Annotated in this window: 21 protein-coding genes; all 21 read right to left on the reverse strand. The window is 62.5% G+C overall.

Annotation, left to right across the window (positions count from 1 at the left end):
• Positions 1-399, reverse strand: coding sequence for a 30S ribosomal protein S8 (gene rpsH / locus B9Y64_RS03720; RefSeq protein WP_005408210.1), 399 nt, complete (start codon positions 397-399; stop codon positions 1-3).
• A 259-nt stretch (positions 400-658) separates the two neighbouring features.
• Positions 659-964 carry a 30S ribosomal protein S14 gene (rpsN, locus tag B9Y64_RS03725; RefSeq protein ID WP_005408209.1) on the reverse strand — a complete coding sequence of 102 codons (306 nt, stop codon included), beginning with the start codon at positions 962-964 and terminating at the stop codon, positions 659-661.
• An 18-nt stretch (positions 965-982) separates the two neighbouring features.
• Positions 983-1,525, reverse strand: coding sequence for a 50S ribosomal protein L5 (gene rplE / locus B9Y64_RS03730; protein ID WP_004154491.1), 543 nt, complete (start codon positions 1,523-1,525; stop codon positions 983-985).
• Between the two features lie 11 nt (positions 1,526-1,536).
• Positions 1,537-1,854 carry a 50S ribosomal protein L24 gene (gene rplX / locus B9Y64_RS03735; protein ID WP_004154490.1) on the reverse strand — a complete coding sequence of 106 codons (318 nt, stop codon included), beginning with the start codon at positions 1,852-1,854 and terminating at the stop codon, positions 1,537-1,539.
• A 16-nt stretch (positions 1,855-1,870) separates the two neighbouring features.
• The gene (gene rplN / locus B9Y64_RS03740) at positions 1,871-2,239 is read right to left on the reverse strand and encodes a 50S ribosomal protein L14 (protein WP_010483978.1); all 369 of its coding nucleotides are present in this window, start codon (positions 2,237-2,239) and stop codon (positions 1,871-1,873) included.
• 12 nt (positions 2,240-2,251) lie between these two features.
• Complete coding sequence (gene rpsQ / locus B9Y64_RS03745) at positions 2,252-2,521, reverse strand: 30S ribosomal protein S17 (protein ID WP_053519744.1); 270 nt, start codon at positions 2,519-2,521, stop codon at positions 2,252-2,254.
• A gap of 11 nt (positions 2,522-2,532) precedes the next feature.
• On the reverse strand, positions 2,533-2,718 hold the full coding sequence (gene rpmC / locus B9Y64_RS03750) for a 50S ribosomal protein L29 (protein WP_004154487.1): 186 nt from the start codon (positions 2,716-2,718) through the stop codon (positions 2,533-2,535).
• Positions 2,718-3,131: a 50S ribosomal protein L16 gene (gene rplP / locus B9Y64_RS03755; protein ID WP_004154486.1), complete on the reverse strand. Its 414-nt coding sequence runs from the start codon at positions 3,129-3,131 to the stop codon at positions 2,718-2,720. The genes rpmC and rplP overlap by 1 nt, the downstream gene beginning before the upstream one ends.
• Positions 3,132-3,136: 5 nt before the next feature.
• Complete coding sequence (rpsC, locus tag B9Y64_RS03760) at positions 3,137-3,871, reverse strand: 30S ribosomal protein S3 (protein ID WP_004145350.1); 735 nt, start codon at positions 3,869-3,871, stop codon at positions 3,137-3,139.
• Between the two features lie 18 nt (positions 3,872-3,889).
• The gene (gene rplV, locus B9Y64_RS03765) at positions 3,890-4,225 is read right to left on the reverse strand and encodes a 50S ribosomal protein L22 (RefSeq protein WP_004145348.1); all 336 of its coding nucleotides are present in this window, start codon (positions 4,223-4,225) and stop codon (positions 3,890-3,892) included.
• Positions 4,226-4,237: 12 nt separating this feature from the next.
• On the reverse strand, positions 4,238-4,507 hold the full coding sequence (rpsS, locus tag B9Y64_RS03770; RefSeq protein WP_004154485.1) for a 30S ribosomal protein S19: 270 nt from the start codon (positions 4,505-4,507) through the stop codon (positions 4,238-4,240).
• A gap of 6 nt (positions 4,508-4,513) precedes the next feature.
• Positions 4,514-5,341 (reverse strand): 50S ribosomal protein L2, encoded by an 828-nt coding sequence (gene rplB, locus B9Y64_RS03775; RefSeq protein WP_004145339.1) that lies wholly within the window; start codon positions 5,339-5,341, stop codon positions 4,514-4,516.
• A gap of 10 nt (positions 5,342-5,351) precedes the next feature.
• On the reverse strand, positions 5,352-5,651 hold the full coding sequence (gene rplW / locus B9Y64_RS03780) for a 50S ribosomal protein L23 (RefSeq protein WP_004145338.1): 300 nt from the start codon (positions 5,649-5,651) through the stop codon (positions 5,352-5,354).
• Positions 5,648-6,253, reverse strand: a complete 606-nt coding sequence (rplD, locus tag B9Y64_RS03785) for a 50S ribosomal protein L4 (protein ID WP_004145337.1) — start codon at positions 6,251-6,253, stop codon at positions 5,648-5,650. Before rplD ends, rplW begins: the two co-directional genes overlap by 4 nt.
• 12 nt (positions 6,254-6,265) lie before the next feature.
• Positions 6,266-6,916, reverse strand: coding sequence for a 50S ribosomal protein L3 (rplC, locus tag B9Y64_RS03790; RefSeq protein ID WP_004145336.1), 651 nt, complete (start codon positions 6,914-6,916; stop codon positions 6,266-6,268).
• 11 nt (positions 6,917-6,927) lie between these two features.
• Positions 6,928-7,239, reverse strand: a complete 312-nt coding sequence (gene rpsJ, locus B9Y64_RS03795; RefSeq protein ID WP_005408208.1) for a 30S ribosomal protein S10 — start codon at positions 7,237-7,239, stop codon at positions 6,928-6,930.
• Positions 7,240-7,571: 332 nt separating this feature from the next.
• On the reverse strand, positions 7,572-8,762 hold the full coding sequence (tuf, locus tag B9Y64_RS03800) for an elongation factor Tu (RefSeq protein ID WP_004154360.1): 1,191 nt from the start codon (positions 8,760-8,762) through the stop codon (positions 7,572-7,574).
• 51 nt (positions 8,763-8,813) lie between these two features.
• On the reverse strand, positions 8,814-10,955 hold the full coding sequence (fusA, locus tag B9Y64_RS03805; RefSeq protein WP_100439542.1) for an elongation factor G: 2,142 nt from the start codon (positions 10,953-10,955) through the stop codon (positions 8,814-8,816).
• A 141-nt stretch (positions 10,956-11,096) separates the two neighbouring features.
• Complete coding sequence (gene rpsG / locus B9Y64_RS03810) at positions 11,097-11,570, reverse strand: 30S ribosomal protein S7 (protein ID WP_004145321.1); 474 nt, start codon at positions 11,568-11,570, stop codon at positions 11,097-11,099.
• Positions 11,571-11,582: 12 nt separating this feature from the next.
• Positions 11,583-11,957, reverse strand: a complete 375-nt coding sequence (gene rpsL / locus B9Y64_RS03815; protein ID WP_004145320.1) for a 30S ribosomal protein S12 — start codon at positions 11,955-11,957, stop codon at positions 11,583-11,585.
• 285 nt (positions 11,958-12,242) lie between these two features.
• Entirely contained in the window at positions 12,243-16,466 is a 4,224-nt protein-coding gene (gene rpoC, locus B9Y64_RS03820; RefSeq protein WP_100439543.1) for a DNA-directed RNA polymerase subunit beta', read from the reverse strand.
• Positions 16,467-16,529 lie beyond the last annotated feature (63 nt).

Below are 16,529 nucleotides of genomic sequence, written 5' to 3' on the forward strand. Positions count from 1 at the left end.
TTAGGCCACGAAGCACAGGACTTCGCCGCCGACGCCCAGCTGGCGCGCCTGCGCATCAGTCATGATGCCCTTGGAGGTGGAAATGATGGAGATACCCAGGCCGTTCATGACCTTCGGCAGCTCGCTCTTGCCGCGGTACTGGCGCAGGCCCGAACGCGAGAAGCGCTTCAGGGTCGCGATGACCGGCTTGCCTTCGAAATACTTCAGCACGATTTCCAGCTCGGACTTGTTGTTTTCCAGCTGGGTCACGCGCAGGTCGGTGATGTAACCCTCGTCCTTCAGGACCTGGGCGATCGCAACCTTGATCTTGGACGACGGGGCTTTCACCGTCTGCTTGCCAACCGCGGCCGCATTCTTGATGCGGACCAGCAGGTCGGCGATGGGATCAGTCATGCTCATATGAGTACCTTTGAGTGCACCGATATCCGCTTTCGCGAAAATCTGTTGTCTCCTGGAAACGGGCCAGGTCCCTTGATGCAGCGGGCCAAGGGCCCACTCCTACAACCCCGTTTGCGCAGGGCAAGACGCGGGAGTATACGCCAAAAGAGCCCGACTTGCGTCGGGCTCTTCGGGTTTTTTCGCAGAAAGGAAGCTGAACGCCTCCCCTCCCCGGTTCAGCAGCCCCCGAAGGGGCTCCTGATCGCAGGGCCGGCTGGGATTACCAGCTGGCCTTGCGCAGACCCGGGACGTCGCCACGCATGGTGGCTTCGCGCAGCTTGTTGCGGCCAAGGCCGAACTTGCTGTAGACGCCACGCGGACGACCCGACAGCTCGCAACGGTTGCGCTGGCGGCTCGGCGACGAATCGCGCGGCAGCTTGGCCAGCTTGGTTGCGGCGTCGATCTTCTCTTCGTAGGTCGCATCCACGGAGGACACGATCTTCTTCAGAGCCGCACGCTTTTCAGCGTACTTCTTGGCCAGCTTTTCCCGCTTGATGTCGCGGTTGACCATGGAGGTCTTTGCCATTTCGGTTTCCTCGACAGATCAGTTACGGAACGGGAACTTGAACGCCGCCAGCAGCGCCTTCGCTTCCGCGTCGGTCTTCGCAGTGGTGGTGATGGCGATATCCATACCGCGGATCGCGTCGACAGCGTCGAAGTCGATTTCCGGGAAGATGATCTGCTCCTTCACACCCATGTTGAAGTTGCCGCGACCGTCGAAGGAACGACCGGAAACACCACGGAAGTCGCGCACGCGCGGCAGCGAGATGTTGATCAGGCGGTCCAGGAACTCGTACATCTTGTGGCGACGCAGCGTGGTCTTGCAGCCGATCGGCCAACCATCGCGGATCTTGAACGACGCGACCGACACACGCGACTTGGTGACAACCGGCTTCTGGCCGGAAATCTTGGTCATGTCGCCGACGGCGTTTTCCAGGATCTTCTTGTTGGTGGCCGCTTCGCCGACACCCATGTTCAGGGTGACCTTGACCAGCTTCGGCACTTCCATCGGATTGGTGTAGCCGAACTGCTTCATCAGCGCCGGCACCACTTCGTCCTTGTAGAACTTTTCGAGACGGGAACTCATCTTCTCATTCCTCAGGCGTCGAGCGCCTCACCGCTGGAGCGGAACACACGCAGTTTGCGTCCATCCTCCAGCACCTTGAAGCCAACGCGTTCACCCTTGCCCGAAGCCGGGTTCAGGACGTTCACGTTGGAGATATGGATCGAAGCTTCGCGCTCGACCACGCCGCCGGCAACACCTGCCTGCGGGTTCGGCTTGGTGTGGCGCTTGACGATGTTCACGTTGGCGACGACCACACGATCGCCGTCGACGCGGACGACTTCGCCCTGCTTGCCCTTGTCCTTGCCAGCGTTGACGACAACCTGGTCGCCCTTCTTGATACGGTTAGCCATGATTATCTCCTGTCGCTCACAGCACTTCGGGAGCGAGCGAGACGATCTTCATGAACTTCTCCGAACGAAGTTCACGGGTCACCGGCCCGAAGATACGGGTACCGATCGGCTCCTGCTTGTTGTTCAGCAGGACGGCAGCGTTGCCGTCGAAGCGGATCAGCGAACCGTCGGCGCGACGCACACCCTTACGGGTACGCACCACGACGGCGTCATACACTTCACCCTTCTTGACCTTGCCGCGCGGAATTGCATCCTTCACGGTGACCTTGATGATGTCGCCGATACCGGCGTAACGGCGCTTGGAACCACCCAGCACCTTGAAGCACATCACCTGCTTGGCACCCGAATTGTCCGCGACGTCAAGGTAGCTCTGCATCTGGATCATGATTCAGACTCCTTATTCAGCCGCACGCGTGATGACTTCCACCACGCGCCAGTTCTTGGTCTTGGACATCGGAGCAATCTCGGTCACGCGGACGACATCGCCTTCCTTGCAGGCGTTGTCGGCATCGTGGGCGTGCAGCTTGGTCGAGCGCTTGATGTACTTGCCGTACAGCGCGTGCTTGACCTGACGCTCAACCAGGACGGTAACCGTCTTGTCCATCTTGTTGCTGACGACACGGCCTTCGACCGTGCGCAGCGTCTTGTTTTCAGTATTGTCGCTCATAGCGGCCATCCTTACTTCGTGCTGCCGAGCAGGGTCTTGACGCGAGCAATCTCGCGACGGACCCGGCGGATGTCGTGGGTCTTCGGCAGCTGGCCGGTGACCTGCTGCATACGGACAGAGAACTGTTCCTTACGCAGGTCGATCAGGTGGGCCTTGAGTTCGTCAGCCGACTTTTCACGGAGAGTTTTGATATCCATCAGCGCACCGTCCGGGTCACGAAAGTGGTGGTGACCGAGAGCTTCGCGGCGGCCAGGCGGAACGCCTCGCGTGCCACCTCCTCGGAAACACCCTCGATTTCATAGATCATGCGGCCGGGCTGGATCTGGGCCACCCAGTATTCCACGTTGCCCTTACCCGAACCCATTCGAACTTCGATGGGCTTCTTGGTGATGGGCTTGTCGGGGAACACGCGGATCCACATCTTGCCACCGCGCTTGACGTAGCGGCTGATCGAGCGGCGGGCCGCTTCGATCTGACGCGCGGTCAGCTGACCGTGGGCGGTTGCCTTCAGGCCGTACTCGCCGAAGCTGACAGCGTTGGCGCTCCAGCTCAGGCCATCGTTACGGCCCTTGTGTACCTTGCGGTACTTGGTTCGCTTGGGTTGCAACATTGTCGTTACCTCGCTTCACGGGCCGGGCGCTGACGGTCACCGCGATCGCCGCGATCATGACGATCGTTGCGCGACGGGGTGTCGTCCTGCTTTTCCTGGCCAACCTGGGAGAAATCGAAGACTTCGCCCTTGTAGATCCAGACCTTGATGCCGATGATGCCGTAGGTCGTCTTGGCTTCAGCGAAGCCATAGTCGATGTCGGCACGCAGGGTGTGCAGCGGCACGCGGCCTTCGCGGTACCACTCCGAACGGGCGATTTCTGCACCGTTGAGGCGGCCACCGACGTTGACCTTGATGCCCAGGGCACCCAGGCGCATCGCGTTGCCGACCGAGCGCTTCATTGCACGGCGGAACATGATGCGACGCTCCAGCTGCTGGGCGATCGACTCGGCAACGAGCTGCGCGTCCAGTTCCGGCTTGCGCACTTCGGTGACGTTGATGTGCGCCGGGACGCCCATCATCTCGCTCACTTCCTTGCGCAGCTTCTCGATGTCCTCACCGCGCTTGCCGATCACCACGCCCGGACGGGCGGTGTGGATCGTCACGCGAGCGGTCTTGGCCGGACGCTCGATCAGGATCTTGCTGATGCCGGCCTGAGCCAGCTTCTTGCGCAGCATTTCGCGCACTTTCAGGTCGGCTGCCAGGTAACCAGCGAACTCGGCCTTGTTGGCGTACCACTTGGAGTTCCAGTCCTTGGAAATGCCGAGGCGGATACCAATCGGATGAACTTTATGACCCATGGTCTTTTCCTTATCCGCTTACTTGGCGGCGCCCACAACCACAGTGATGTGGCTGGTGCGCTTGAGGATGCGGGTACCGCGGCCTTTCGCCCGCGCCATGAAACGCTTCAGGGTCGGACCTTCATCAACCATGATGGTCTGAACCTTCAGCTCGTCGACGTCGGCGCCCTGGTTGTTCTCGGCGTTGGCAATTGCCGACTCCACCACCTTCTTGATCAGGTGGGCAGCCTTCTTGTCCGAGAACTTCAGCAGGTTGACCGCACGCTCGGCCGGCAGACCGCGCACCTGGTCAGCGACCAGACGAGCCTTCTGCGGGGAGATGCGCGCAGTGCGCAGGATGGCTTTCGCTTCCATTGTCATCTCTCCTTACTTGCCCGACTTCTTGTCACCACCGTGACCCTTGAAGGTCCGGGTGATGGCAAATTCGCCGAGCTTGTGGCCGACCATGTTCTCGTTGACGAGAACCGGGATGTGGTTCTTGCCGTTATGCACGGCAATGGTGACGCCTACCATGTCAGGCAGGATCATCGAACGGCGCGACCAGGTCTTGATCGGCTTCTTGCTGCCCGCAGCGGCCTCCACCTTCTTGACGAGGTGGTGATCGACGAACGGGCCCTTCTTGAGTGAACGTGCCATGGTCGATTAGCCCCTACGATCGCGGACGATGAACTGCTGAGTGCGCTTGTTATGGCGCGTCTTGTAACCCTTGGTCGGGACACCCCACGGGGTGACCGGATGCGGATTACCCTGGCCGGCCTTCGCCTCACCACCACCGTGCGGGTGGTCAACCGGGTTCATGGCAGCACCACGAACGGTCGGGCGGACGCCGCGCCAACGCTTGGCACCGGCCTTGCCCAGCTTTTCCAGGCTGTGCTCGTCGTTGCCGACTTCGCCGATGGTGGCGCAGCACTCGACCGGAACCTTACGCATTTCACCCGAGCGCAGGCGCAGGGTGGCGTAGATGCCTTCACGAGCCACCAGCTGCACGGCCGCACCGGCGGCGCGAGCGATCTGAGCGCCCTTGCCCGGCTTCAGTTCGATGCAGTGGATGGTGGTGCCGACCGGGATGTTGCGCAGCGGCAGGGTGTTGCCAGCCTTGATCGGGGCATCCGAACCAGCGATCACCTGATCACCAGCCTTCAGGCCCTTCGGGGCGATGATGTAGCGACGCTCACCGTCGACGTAGCACAGCAGGGCGATGTGGGCGGTGCGGTTCGGATCGTATTCGATGCGTTCCACGCGCGCCGGGATGCCCAGCTTGTTGCGCTTGAAGTCGATGATGCGGTAGTGCTGCTTGGCACCACCACCGACGTGACGCACGGTGATGCGGCCATGGTGGTTACGACCACCCGAGCGGCTCTGCGACTCGACCAGTGCGGCGTGCGGAGCACCCTTGTGCAGGTCGGGGGTGACCACGCGCACGGCCGAACGGCGGCCGGGGGAGGTGGGCTTGAATTTCATCAATGGCATGGGATGTACCTCAGGCCTTGGCCGTTACATCGATCGACTGGCCGTCGGCCAGACGAACGTACGCCTTGCGCCAATCGCCGCGGCGGCCAGCACGGTTACGGAAGGACTTGTTCTTGCCCTTGACGTTGACCACGTTGACGGCTTCGACCTTGACGTCGAACAGCTGCTCAACCGCGGCCTTTACATCGGCCTTGGTGGCTTCGTTCGAAACTTCGAAGACATACTGATTGGAGAGTTCCTGCAGGCGCGCGGTCTTTTCAGAGACACGCGGGGCACGCAGCACGCTGAAGATTTTTTCGTTGCTGTTCATGCCAGCCACTCCTCGACCTTCTTGACCGCGTCAGCGGTGATGACGACCGTGTCGGCACCAACCAGCGAGACCGGATCCAGACCCTGGACGTCACGCACCTGCACGTACGGCAGATTGCGGGCGGACAGGTACAGGTGCTCGGACGCTTCTTCGGTGACGATCAGCGGGCGCTTGCCCACTTCCAGGCCGGCCAGCTTGGCGATCAGACCCTTCGTGTTGGTCACTTCGACATCGAAGGACTCCACGATGGTCAGACGGCCCTGACGGTTCAGCTCGGACAGGATCGCGCACATGGCGGCACGGTACTGCTTGCGATTGACCTTCTGCTCGAAGCTGCGCGGCTTGGCCGCGAAGGTGACACCGCCGCCGACGAAGATCGGAGCCGTCAGTGCGCCATGACGCGCGCCGCCGCCCTTCTGCTTCTTCGACTTCTTGGTGGTACCAGCCACTTCAGAGCGAGTCTTCTGCGCCTTGGTGCCGGCGCGACCGGCGTTGCGGTAAGCAACGACGACCTGGTGGACCAGATCTTCGCTGAAATCGCGACCGAACACGGCGTCGGAGACCGAGACCTTGTTGTTGCTACCCGTGATAACGAGTTCCATCGTCATCTCTCCTTATGCCTTGCTCGCCGGACGGACGATCACGTCGCCACCCGCCGCGCCCGGAACGGCGCCGCGAACCGCGATCAGACCGCGCTCGACGTCGACCTTGACCACTTCCAGGTTCTGGGTGCTCTGCTGCACTGCGCCCATATGGCCCGACATCTTCTTGCCCGGGAAAACGCGACCCGGGGTCTGGCGCTGGCCCAGCGAACCCGGCGCGCGATGCGACAGCGAGTTACCGTGGGTTGCATCGCCCATACGGAAGTTGTGGCGCTTGATGGTGCCCTGGAAGCCCTTACCCTTGGTGACACCCTGGACGTCGACGATCTGGCCGACTTCGAAGATGTCCGCCTTGACTTCGCCGCCAACGGCGAAATCGCCGAGCTGCGCGTCTTCAACGCGGAATTCCCACAGGCCACGACCCGCTTCCACCTTCGCCTTGGCGAAGTGGCCGGCTTCCGGCTTGTTGACCAGGGCAGCGCGACGCGCGCCGACGGTCACCTGCACGGCGCTGTAGCCGTCGGTTTCGACGGTCTTGATCTGCGCGATGCGGTTCGGGGTTGCTTCGATCAGGGTCACCGGGATGGAGCGGCCATCTTCAGTGAACACGCGGCTCATGCCAGCCTTGCGGCCCACGAAGCCCAACGAATACTTCTTCGTCATGGTCGTAGTCCTCAGGTCAGCTTGATCTGAACGTCGACGCCGGCAGCCAGTTCGAGCTTCATCAGCGCGTCCACGGTCTTGTCATTCGGGTCAACGATATCGAGCACGCGCTTGTGCGTGCGGGTCTCGTACTGGTCACGCGCGTCCTTGTCGACGTGCGGGGAAACGAGAACGGTGTAACGCTCGATCTTGGTCGGCAGCGGGATCGGGCCACGCACTTGCGCGCCGGTCCGCTTTGCCGTTTCAACGATCTCGCTGGCCGAACGGTCGATCAGACGATGATCGAACGCTTTCAGCCGGATCCGGATCTTTTGGTCCGCCATGGCGGTAGGTTCCTTCGTTAAAAGAGCGACAGACAAAGCCTCTGGGTTGCTTTGTCCCATGAAATTCCTGAATACGGACGGCCCGCACTCCTGCAGGCCGCCAAGGTCAATCCATAGACCTCAAAAACGTAGGCAGACCAGTTACCCGGCCTGCCCAGACGTAGAAGCATAATGGCACGCAAGGCAGCTGTCAACAGTCGCCTGTTGACGCCGCCTGAATGGCATTGACCCTTCCTGGTCCGGGGAACACAAGGCACATCCTATGCCTGCTTTCCCATTTGATACGCCCCGATGCCCTACCCAGGCAACATCGGGGCGCAGATACTACCAGATTACTCGATGATCTTCGAGACCACGCCGGCGCCGACGGTACGGCCACCTTCGCGGATGGCGAAGCGCAGGCCTTCGTCCATTGCCACCGGGTTGATCAGGGTGACGACCATCTTGACGTTGTCACCCGGCATCACCATTTCGACGCCTTCCGGCAGAGCAGCTGCGCCGGTGATGTCGGTGGTGCGGAAGTAGAACTGCGGACGGTAGCCGTTGAAGAACGGGGTGTGGCGGCCGCCTTCGTCCTTCGACAGGACGTACACTTCGCCTTCGAACTTGGTGTGCGGCTTGATCGAACCCGGCTTGGCCAGGACCTGGCCACGCTCGACGTCGTCACGCTTGGTGCCGCGCAGCAGCAGGCCAGCGTTGTCGCCTGCCTGACCCTGGTCCAGCAGCTTGCGGAACATTTCAACGCCGGTCACGGTGGTCTTCTGCACCGGACGGATGCCGACGATTTCGATTTCGTCGCCAACCTTGATCACGCCGCGCTCGATACGACCGGTCACCACGGTGCCGCGGCCCGAGATCGAGAACACGTCTTCCACCGGCATCAGGAACGGCTTGTCGATCGCGCGCTCCGGCTCCGGAATCCAGCTGTCCAGGGCGTCGACCAGCTTCAGGATGGCCGGCACGCCGATGTCGCTCTGGTCGCCTTCCAGCGCCAAGCGGGCCGAACCGGCGATGATCGGGGTGTCGTCGCCCGGGAAGTCGTACTTGCTCAGCAGCTCGCGCACTTCCATTTCGACCAGCTCGAGCAGCTCGGCGTCGTCAACCATGTCGGCCTTGTTCAGGAACACGACGATGTACGGCACGCCGACCTGACGCGACAGCAGGATGTGCTCGCGGGTCTGCGGCATCGGACCGTCAGCGGCCGAGCACACCAGGATCGCGCCGTCCATCTGGGCAGCACCGGTGATCATGTTCTTGACGTAGTCAGCATGGCCCGGGCAATCGACGTGGGCGTAGTGACGGACCGGGGATTCGTATTCGACGTGCGCGGTCGAGATCGTGATGCCACGAGCCTTTTCTTCCGGCGCGGCGTCGATCGAGGAGTAGTCCTTGAACTCGCCACCGAAGCGCTCGGCACCGATCTTGGTCAGTGCGGCGGTCAGCGTGGTCTTGCCGTGATCGACGTGACCGATGGTGCCGACGTTGACGTGCGGCTTGGTGCGCTCGAACTTACCCTTTGCCATTGTTCTATACCTTGATTATGTAAGTAGTTTTCAGGAGAGGCTGAGCGGAGCTCAGCCCTTCTTCATGACGGCTTCGGCGATGTTGTTCGGCGCCGGCTCGTAATGGTCGAATTCCATGGTGAAGGTGGCGCGGCCCTGGGTCTGCGAACGCAGAGCCGTGGCGTAGCCGAACATTTCACCCAGCGGGATCATCGCGTTGATGATGCTGGCCGAACCGTCACCCGTGGTGTCGGAACCCTGCAGCACGCCGCGACGACGGCTCACGTCGCCCATCACGTCACCCTGGTAGTCCTCCGGGGTCACGATCTCGACCTTCATGATCGGCTCCAGCAGCACCGGCTTGGCCTTGGCGAAGCCCTGCTTGAAGGCCATCGACGAAGCCAGCTTGAACGCCATTTCCGAGGAGTCGACGTCGTGGTACGAACCGAACACCAGCTTCACCTTGACGTCCACGACCGGGAAGCCAGCCAGCGGACCGCTGGTGATGGTTTCGCGCAGGCCCTTTTCGATCGACGGGATGAATTCCTTCGGAATCACGCCACCGGTGATGTCGTTGATGAACAGGAAGTCGTCCTTGATCGCCGGAGCAAGCTTGGCGTCGGCACGGTCTTCAGCGGTCAGCGGCGACAGCTCGATCACGACGTGACCGTACTGACCCTTACCACCGGACTGCTTGGCGTGCTTGTAGTCCGACTTGACGTCAGCCAGGGTGATGGTTTCGCGGTAGGCCACCTGCGGTGCGCCGACGTTGGCTTCAACGTTGAACTCGCGCTTCAGGCGGTCGACGATGATGTCCAGGTGCAGCTCGCCCATGCCCGAGATGATGGTCTGGCCGGATTCTTCGTCGGTCTTGACGCGGAACGACGGATCTTCCTGCGCCAGGCGACCCAGTGCCAGACCCATCTTTTCCTGGTCCGACTTGGTCTTCGGCTCGACGGCCATCGAGATCACCGGCTCCGGGAACGTCATGCGCTCCAGGATGATCGGCTTGTCGACCGCACACAGGGTGTCACCGGTGGTGGTGTCCTTCAGGCCCACGGCAGCAGCGATGTCACCTGCCAGAACTTCCTTGATTTCCTCGCGGTTGTTCGAGTGCATCTGCAGGATGCGGCCGATGCGCTCCTTCTTGCCCTTCACCGAGTTCAGCACGGTGTCACCACCGTTCAGGGTGCCCGAGTAGACACGGAAGAAGGTCAGCGCGCCGACGAACGGGTCGGTGATGATCTTGAAGGCCAGCGACGAGAACGGAGCCTTGTCGTCGGACTTGCGGGTCATGGCGATGTTTTCATCGTCCACGTCGGTACCGGTCACGTCCGGAACGTCGACCGGCGACGGCAGCAGCTGGATCACGCCGTCCAGCATGGCCTGCACGCCCTTGTTCTTGAACGCCGAGCCGCAGTACATCGGCACGATCTCGGTGGCCAGGGTACGGGTACGCAGCGCGTTGATGATTTCAGCCTCGGCCAGCTCTTCGCCGCCCAGGTACTTCTCCATCAGCTCTTCGTTGGCTTCAGCCGCGGCTTCGATCATGAAGGTACGGGCTTCTTCAGCCTTTTCCTGCAGGTCGGCCGGGATGTCGCCGTACTCGAACTTCATGCCCTGCGAGGCTTCATCCCAATGGATGGCCTTCATCTTCAGCAGGTCGACGACGCCCTTGAAGCCTTCTTCAGCGCCGATCGGCAGCTGCATCGGCACGGCAACGGCGCCCAGCTTGGCCTTCAGCTGATCACGGACCTTGTAGAAGTTGGCGCCGGTGCGGTCCATCTTGTTGACGAACGCGATGCGCGGCACCTTGTAGCGGTTGGCCTGGCGCCACACGGTTTCCGACTGCGGCTGCACGCCACCAACGGCACACAGCACGAACACCGCACCGTCGAGCACGCGCAGCGAGCGCTCCACTTCGATGGTGAAGTCGACGTGCCCGGGGGTGTCGATGATGTTGAAGCGATGCTCCGGCAGGGACTTGTCCATGCCCTTCCAGAACGCGGTGGTGGCAGCGGACTGGATCGTGATGCCACGCTCCTGCTCCTGCTCCATCCAGTCCATGGTGGCGGCGCCGTCGTGCACTTCACCGATCTTGTGGCTCTTGCCGGTGTAGAACAGGATGCGCTCGGACGTGGTGGTCTTGCCGGCATCAATGTGAGCCATGATGCCGAAGTTACGGTAACGCTCGATGGGAGTGGAACGGGCCACGGGAGCCTCTCAGATTTCTTGGATTTCGGATGGCCGAACGCCGCCTTTCGGCGGCCTTCGGATTGGCGCAGTCCTTCCGGGACCGCGAGGCAGCACGCACCGAAGTGGTGCTGCCCTGCCTGTTTTACAAGGCCGTCAAACTCACCAGCGGTAGTGGGCGAATGCCTTGTTGGCTTCGGCCATGCGGTGGGTTTCTTCGCGCTTCTTGATGGCGCCGCCACGGTTTTCCGAGGCGTCGATCAGTTCAGCAGCCAGCTTCTTCGGCATGGTGTTCTCGCCACGCTTGCGCGCGGAGTCGATCAGCCAGCGCATGGCCAGGGCCATCTTGCGCGACGAACGCACTTCGACCGGCACCTGGTAGGTGGCACCACCGACGCGGCGCGACTTGACTTCGACCGCCGGAGCGACGTTGTCCAGAGCCTTCTGCACCAGTTCAATGGCGTTGGCGCTGCTGTTCTTCTCGGTGATCACGTCCATGGCGCCGTACACGATCTTTTCGGCGACGGACTTCTTGCCGCTCTGCATGACCATGTTGATGAAGCGGGCGATGGTTTCGCTTCCGTGCTTCGGATCGGGCAGGACGGAACGCTGCGGAGTATTACCCTTACGCGACATAGTGCTCTCTCCTTATGCCTTCGGACGCTTGGCGCCGTACTTGGAACGGGCCTGGCGACGCTTGGCAACGCCGGCGGCGTCGAGCGAGCCACGAACGGTGTGGTAACGCACACCCGGCAGGTCCTTGACGCGACCGCCGCGGATCAGGACCACGGAGTGCTCCTGCAGGTTGTGGCCTTCACCACCGATGTAGGAAATCACTTCTTCCTGGTTGGTCAGGCGGACCTTGGCAACCTTGCGCAGAGCCGAGTTCGGCTTCTTCGGAGTGGTGGTGTAGACACGGGTGCAGACGCCACGGCGCTGCGGGCACTTGTCGAGCGCCGGCGAGGCACTCTTGTAGGTGGTCGCTTGCCGCGGCTTGCGGACCAGCTGGTTGATCGTCGCCATCAGTAGGTTCTTCTGATTGGTGGCCGGAAAATCCGACCAGAGATGCGGAAATGTTAAAGCAGGCCGAAATTTTGGCCTGCTGAGACAGACGATTGTAGCAACCCGTCAGGAAAGCAGTCAAACGCCTCCTGTCAAGCCCGTTCCTGATCCTGGAACGTTACTGGGGGGCCTCCATGTACCCCGTTCAGGTTGGCCGGGAGGAATCGCGGACGATTCCCCCTGCCCTTTCCCTACCCCATCGATGCACCGACAGGGTGGTCCGGCCTCGCGGCCGGACCAGATACCTCATTCTTCGCCAGACGCCTGTTCAGCCTCGACTTCAACAGCCGGGGCCTCGACCGCAGCCGGGGTACCGGTCAGGGCCTGCATCTCCGAGTCGGTGAGACCCGAAGCGCCACGGCGGCGGCTGCTGTGGTACGACAGACCCGTACCGGCCGGGATCAGGCGACCCACGATGACGTTTTCCTTCAGGCCGCGCAGGTTGTCCTTGGTGCCGCGGACAGCCGCTTCGGTCAGCACGCGGGTGGTTTCCTGGAACGACGCGGCCGAGATGAACGATTCGGTCGCCAGCGATGCCTTGGTGATACCCAGCAGGACCGGATCGAAGTGCGCCGGCAGCTCGTTGCGGGTCGACAGGCGCGCATTCTCCTCGATAACGCGCTGGCGCTCCACCTGTTCACCGTTCAGGAACTTGCTGCTGCCCTGGTCGGTGATCTCGACCTTGCGCAGCATCTGGCGGGTGATCACCTCGATGTGCTTGTCGTTGATCTTCACGCCCTGCAGGCGGTACACGTCCTGGATTTCCTTGACCAGGTAGGCCGCCAGCGGCTCGACACCCAGCAGGCGCAGGATGTCCTGCGGGCTCGGCTCGCCGTCCACGATGGTTTCACCCTTGGTGACATGCTCGCCTTCGAACACGATGACCTGGCGGTACTTCGGGATCAGCTCTTCGTGCTCCGAACCATCGGTGTCCTTGATGATCAGGCGCTGCTTGCCCTTGGTGTCCTTGCCGAAGCTGATGATGCCCGAACGCTCGGCCAGCACCGCCGGATCCTTCGGCTTGCGCGCTTCGAACAGGTCGGCCACGCGCGGCAGACCACCGGTGATGTCGCGGGTCTTCGACGCTTCCTGCGGGATCTTGGCGACGACGTCGCCCACGCCCACCGGGGCGCCATCCTGCAGGTTGACGATCGAACGCGGCGGCAGCAGGTACTGCGCCGGCAGGTCGGTGCCCGGGATCGACAGGTCGTTGCCCTTGGCGTCGACGATGCGCACGATCGGGCGCAGGTCCTTGGCCTGGGTACCGCGACGCTTCGGATCGGTGATTTCGCGCGACGCCAGGCCGGTCAGCTCGTCGGTCTTCTCGATGACGGTGATGCCGTCGACGAAGTCGATGAAGCGGATGAAGCCGGCCACTTCCGACACGATCGGGTGGTTATGCGGATCCCAGTTGGCCACGGTCTGGCCAGCCTTGATCGCATCACCGTCCTTGGACGTGATGGTCGCACCGTACGGCAGCTTGTAACGCTCACGCTCACGGCCGTGGGCATCGAGCACCGAGATTTCGCCCGAGCGCGACACTGCCACCAGCGAGCCGTTGGCGTGCTCGACGGACTTGAGGTTGCTGAACTTGACCGAGCCGGTGGTCTTGACGGTGATGTTGTCGACCGCAGCAGCTCGCGACGCCGCACCACCGATGTGGAACGTACGCATGGTCAGCTGGGTACCCGGCTCACCGATGGACTGGGCGGCGATGACGCCGACCGCTTCACCGATGTTGACCAGGTGGCCACGGGCCAGATCGCGGCCGTAGCAGCGACCGCAGACACCGAAGGCCGATTCGCACGAGATCGTCGAACGCACCTTGATGCTCTGCACGCCGGCGTCTTCCAGCTTGGCGACCCAGGCTTCGTCCAGCAGGGTGTTGCGGGTGACGATCGGATCTTCGTCGTTGCCCGGCAGGAACACGTCCTCGGCAACCACACGACCCAGCACGCGGTCCTTCAGCGGCTCGACCACGTCGCCGCCTTCCACGATCGGAGTCATGATCAGGCCTTCGGTGGTACCACAATCCACTTCGGTGATCACCACGTCCTGCGCGACGTCGACCAGACGACGGGTCAGGTAACCCGAGTTCGCGGTCTTCAGCGCGGTATCGGCCAGACCCTTACGGGCACCGTGGGTGGAGTTGAAGTACTCCTGCACGTTCAGGCCTTCGCGGAAGTTCGCCTTGATGGGCGTCTCGATGATCGAGCCGTCCGGGCGGGCCATCAGGCCACGCATGCCGGCCAGCTGACGGATCTGCGCCTGGCTGCCTCGCGCACCGGAGTCGGCCATGATGTACAGCGAGTTCATCGACTTCTGGTCGATGGTCTCACCCTTGGCATTGACCACCTTCTCGGTACCGATGGTGTCCATCATCGCCTTGGCGATGCGCTCGTTGGTGCGCGACCAGATGTCGACCACCTTGTTGTAGCGCTCGCCGGCGGTGACCAGACCCGACTGGTACTGCTCCTGGATTTCCAGCACTTCGGCTTCGGCCTCGGTGAGGATGCCCTTCTTCTCGTCCGGGATCAGCATGTCGTCGATGCCGATCGAGACGCCGGCGCGGGTCGCGTAGGCGAAGCCGGTGTACATCAGCTTGTCGGCGAACACGACCGTGTCCTTCAGGCCCAGCTGGCGGTAGCTGGAGTTGATCAGGCGGCTGATGTTCTTCTTGGTCAGCTCGGTGTTGGCCAGCGCGAACGGCAGGCCTTCCGGCAGGATTTCAGCCAGCAGGGCGCGACCGATCGTGGTGTCCACGATCGAGGTCTTCGGCTGCTTGTTGCCGTCTTCGTCGGTCACCACTTCGGTGATGCGGACCTTGACGCGCGCGTGCAGTTCCACCACGCGGTTGTCGTAGGCGCGCTTGACTTCGGCGATGTTGGCGAAGGCCATGCCCTCGCCCTTCTTGTTTTCCAGCGAGCGAGTCATGTAGTACAGACCCAGCACGACGTCCTGCGACGGCACGATGATCGGCTCGCCGTTGGCCGGCGACAGGATGTTGTTGGTCGACATCATCAGCGCACGCGCTTCCAGCTGGGCTTCCAGCGAGAGCGGCACGTGGACGGCCATCTGGTCACCGTCGAAGTCGGCGTTGAACGCGGTGCAGACCAGCGGGTGCAGCTGGATGGCCTTGCCTTCGATCAGCACCGGCTCGAACGCCTGGATGCCCAGACGGTGCAGGGTCGGCGCACGGTTCAGCATCACCGGATGCTCGCGGATGACCTCTTCCAGGATGTCCCAGACTTCGGCTTCTTCGCGCTCGACCAGCTTCTTGGCGGCCTTGATGGTGGTGGCCAGGCCACGGCGCTGCAGCTTGGCGAAGACGAACGGCTTGAACAGCTCAAGCGCCATCTTCTTCGGCAGGCCGCACTGGTGCAGGCGCAGGTACGGACCGACCACGATGACCGAACGGCCCGAGTAGTCGACGCGCTTGCCGAGCAGGTTCTGGCGGAAGCGGCCCTGCTTGCCCTTGATCATGTCGGCCAGCGACTTCAGCGGGCGCTTGTTGGTGCCGGTGATGGCACGGCCGCGACGGCCGTTGTCCAGCAGCGCATCGACCGATTCCTGCAGCATGCGCTTTTCATTGCGCACGATGATGTCCGGCGCGCTCAGTTCGAGCAGGCGGCGCAGGCGGTTGTTACGGTTGATGACGCGGCGGTACAGGTCGTTCAGGTCGGAGGTCGCGAAGCGGCCGCCGTCCAGCGGGACCAGCGGACGCAGGTCCGGCGGCAGCACCGGCAGCACGGTCATGACCATCCATTCCGGACGGTTGCCCGATTCCAGGAAGGCTTCGATCAGCTTGATGCGCTTGGTGAGGCGCTTGAGCTTGGTTTCCGAACCGGTGGCGGCGATTTCCTCGCGCAGGCGGGTCATCTCCGACTGCAGGTCGATCGTGCGCAGCAGTTCGTAGACCGCCTCGGCGCCCATGGCGGCGTCGAAGTCGTCACCGTGCTCCTGGCGGGCCTGCAGGTACTGCTCTTCGGTCAGCAGCTGGCGGCGCTCCAGGGCGGTCAGGCCCGGCTCGGTCACCACGTACGCTTCGAAGTACAGCACGCGCTCGATGTCGCGCAGGGTCATGTCCAGCATCAGGCCGATGCGCGACGGCAGCGACTTCAGGAACCAGATGTGCGCGACCGGCGAGGCCAGGTCGATGTGGCCCATGCGCTCACGGCGCACCTTGGCCAGGGTCACTTCGGTGCCGCACTTTTCGCAGACCACGCCGCGGTGCTTCATGCGCTTGTACTTGCCGCACAGGCACTCGTAGTCCTTCACCGGGCCGAAGATGGCGGCGCAGAACAGGCCGTCGCGTTCCGGCTTGAAGGTACGGTAGTTGATGGTTTCCGGCTTCTTCACTTCGCCGAAGGACCACGAACGGATCAGGTCCGGCGAGGCCAGCGCGATCTTGATCGCGTCGAAGTCCAGCGTCTGGCGCTGCTGGTTGAAGAGGTTGAGCAGGTCTTTCATGGTGTTCTCCAGAAGGAGGAATGCTGTGTCGATGGGCTTTCAGTTGACTGCCAGCGGCGCGGC

Origin of the sequence: Stenotrophomonas maltophilia (assembly GCF_002799245.1) — a bacterium.
GTDB lineage: Bacteria > Pseudomonadota > Gammaproteobacteria > Xanthomonadales > Xanthomonadaceae > Stenotrophomonas > Stenotrophomonas maltophilia_S.

Excerpts from the sequence above, each read along its gene's own strand:
- rplC (WP_004145336.1), bottom strand. The coding sequence starts at position 6,916 with ATGACGAAGAAGTATTCGTTGGGCTTCGTGGGCCGCAAGGCTGGCATG.
- rpsL (WP_004145320.1), bottom strand. The coding sequence starts at position 11,957 with ATGGCGACGATCAACCAGCTGGTCCGCAAGCCGCGGCAAGCGACCACC.
- rplW (WP_004145338.1), bottom strand. The coding sequence starts at position 5,651 with ATGAACAGCAACGAAAAAATCTTCAGCGTGCTGCGTGCCCCGCGTGTC.
- rpsC (WP_004145350.1), bottom strand. The coding sequence starts at position 3,871 with ATGGGTCATAAAGTTCATCCGATTGGTATCCGCCTCGGCATTTCCAAG.
- rpmC (WP_004154487.1), bottom strand. The coding sequence starts at position 2,718 with ATGGATATCAAAACTCTCCGTGAAAAGTCGGCTGACGAACTCAAGGCC.
- rpsN (WP_005408209.1), bottom strand. The coding sequence starts at position 964 with ATGGCAAAGACCTCCATGGTCAACCGCGACATCAAGCGGGAAAAGCTG.
- rplN (WP_010483978.1), bottom strand. The coding sequence starts at position 2,239 with ATGATCCAGATGCAGAGCTACCTTGACGTCGCGGACAATTCGGGTGCC.
- rpsJ (WP_005408208.1), bottom strand. The coding sequence starts at position 7,239 with ATGGCGGACCAAAAGATCCGGATCCGGCTGAAAGCGTTCGATCATCGT.
- rplB (WP_004145339.1), bottom strand. The coding sequence starts at position 5,341 with ATGCCATTGATGAAATTCAAGCCCACCTCCCCCGGCCGCCGTTCGGCC.
- rpsG (WP_004145321.1), bottom strand. The coding sequence starts at position 11,570 with ATGTCGCGTAAGGGTAATACTCCGCAGCGTTCCGTCCTGCCCGATCCG.
- rplD (WP_004145337.1), bottom strand. The coding sequence starts at position 6,253 with ATGGAACTCGTTATCACGGGTAGCAACAACAAGGTCTCGGTCTCCGAC.
- rplP (WP_004154486.1), bottom strand. The coding sequence starts at position 3,131 with ATGTTGCAACCCAAGCGAACCAAGTACCGCAAGGTACACAAGGGCCGT.
- rpoC (WP_100439543.1), bottom strand. The coding sequence starts at position 16,466 with ATGAAAGACCTGCTCAACCTCTTCAACCAGCAGCGCCAGACGCTGGAC.
- rplX (WP_004154490.1), bottom strand. The coding sequence starts at position 1,854 with ATGGCTAACCGTATCAAGAAGGGCGACCAGGTTGTCGTCAACGCTGGC.
- rplE (WP_004154491.1), bottom strand. The coding sequence starts at position 1,525 with ATGAGTTCCCGTCTCGAAAAGTTCTACAAGGACGAAGTGGTGCCGGCG.
- rpsS (WP_004154485.1), bottom strand. The coding sequence starts at position 4,507 with ATGGCACGTTCACTCAAGAAGGGCCCGTTCGTCGATCACCACCTCGTC.
- rpsQ (WP_053519744.1), bottom strand. The coding sequence starts at position 2,521 with ATGAGCGACAATACTGAAAACAAGACGCTGCGCACGGTCGAAGGCCGT.
- tuf (WP_004154360.1), bottom strand. The coding sequence starts at position 8,762 with ATGGCAAAGGGTAAGTTCGAGCGCACCAAGCCGCACGTCAACGTCGGC.
- rpsH (WP_005408210.1), bottom strand. The coding sequence starts at position 399 with ATGAGCATGACTGATCCCATCGCCGACCTGCTGGTCCGCATCAAGAAT.
- rplV (WP_004145348.1), bottom strand. The coding sequence starts at position 4,225 with ATGGAAGCGAAAGCCATCCTGCGCACTGCGCGCATCTCCCCGCAGAAG.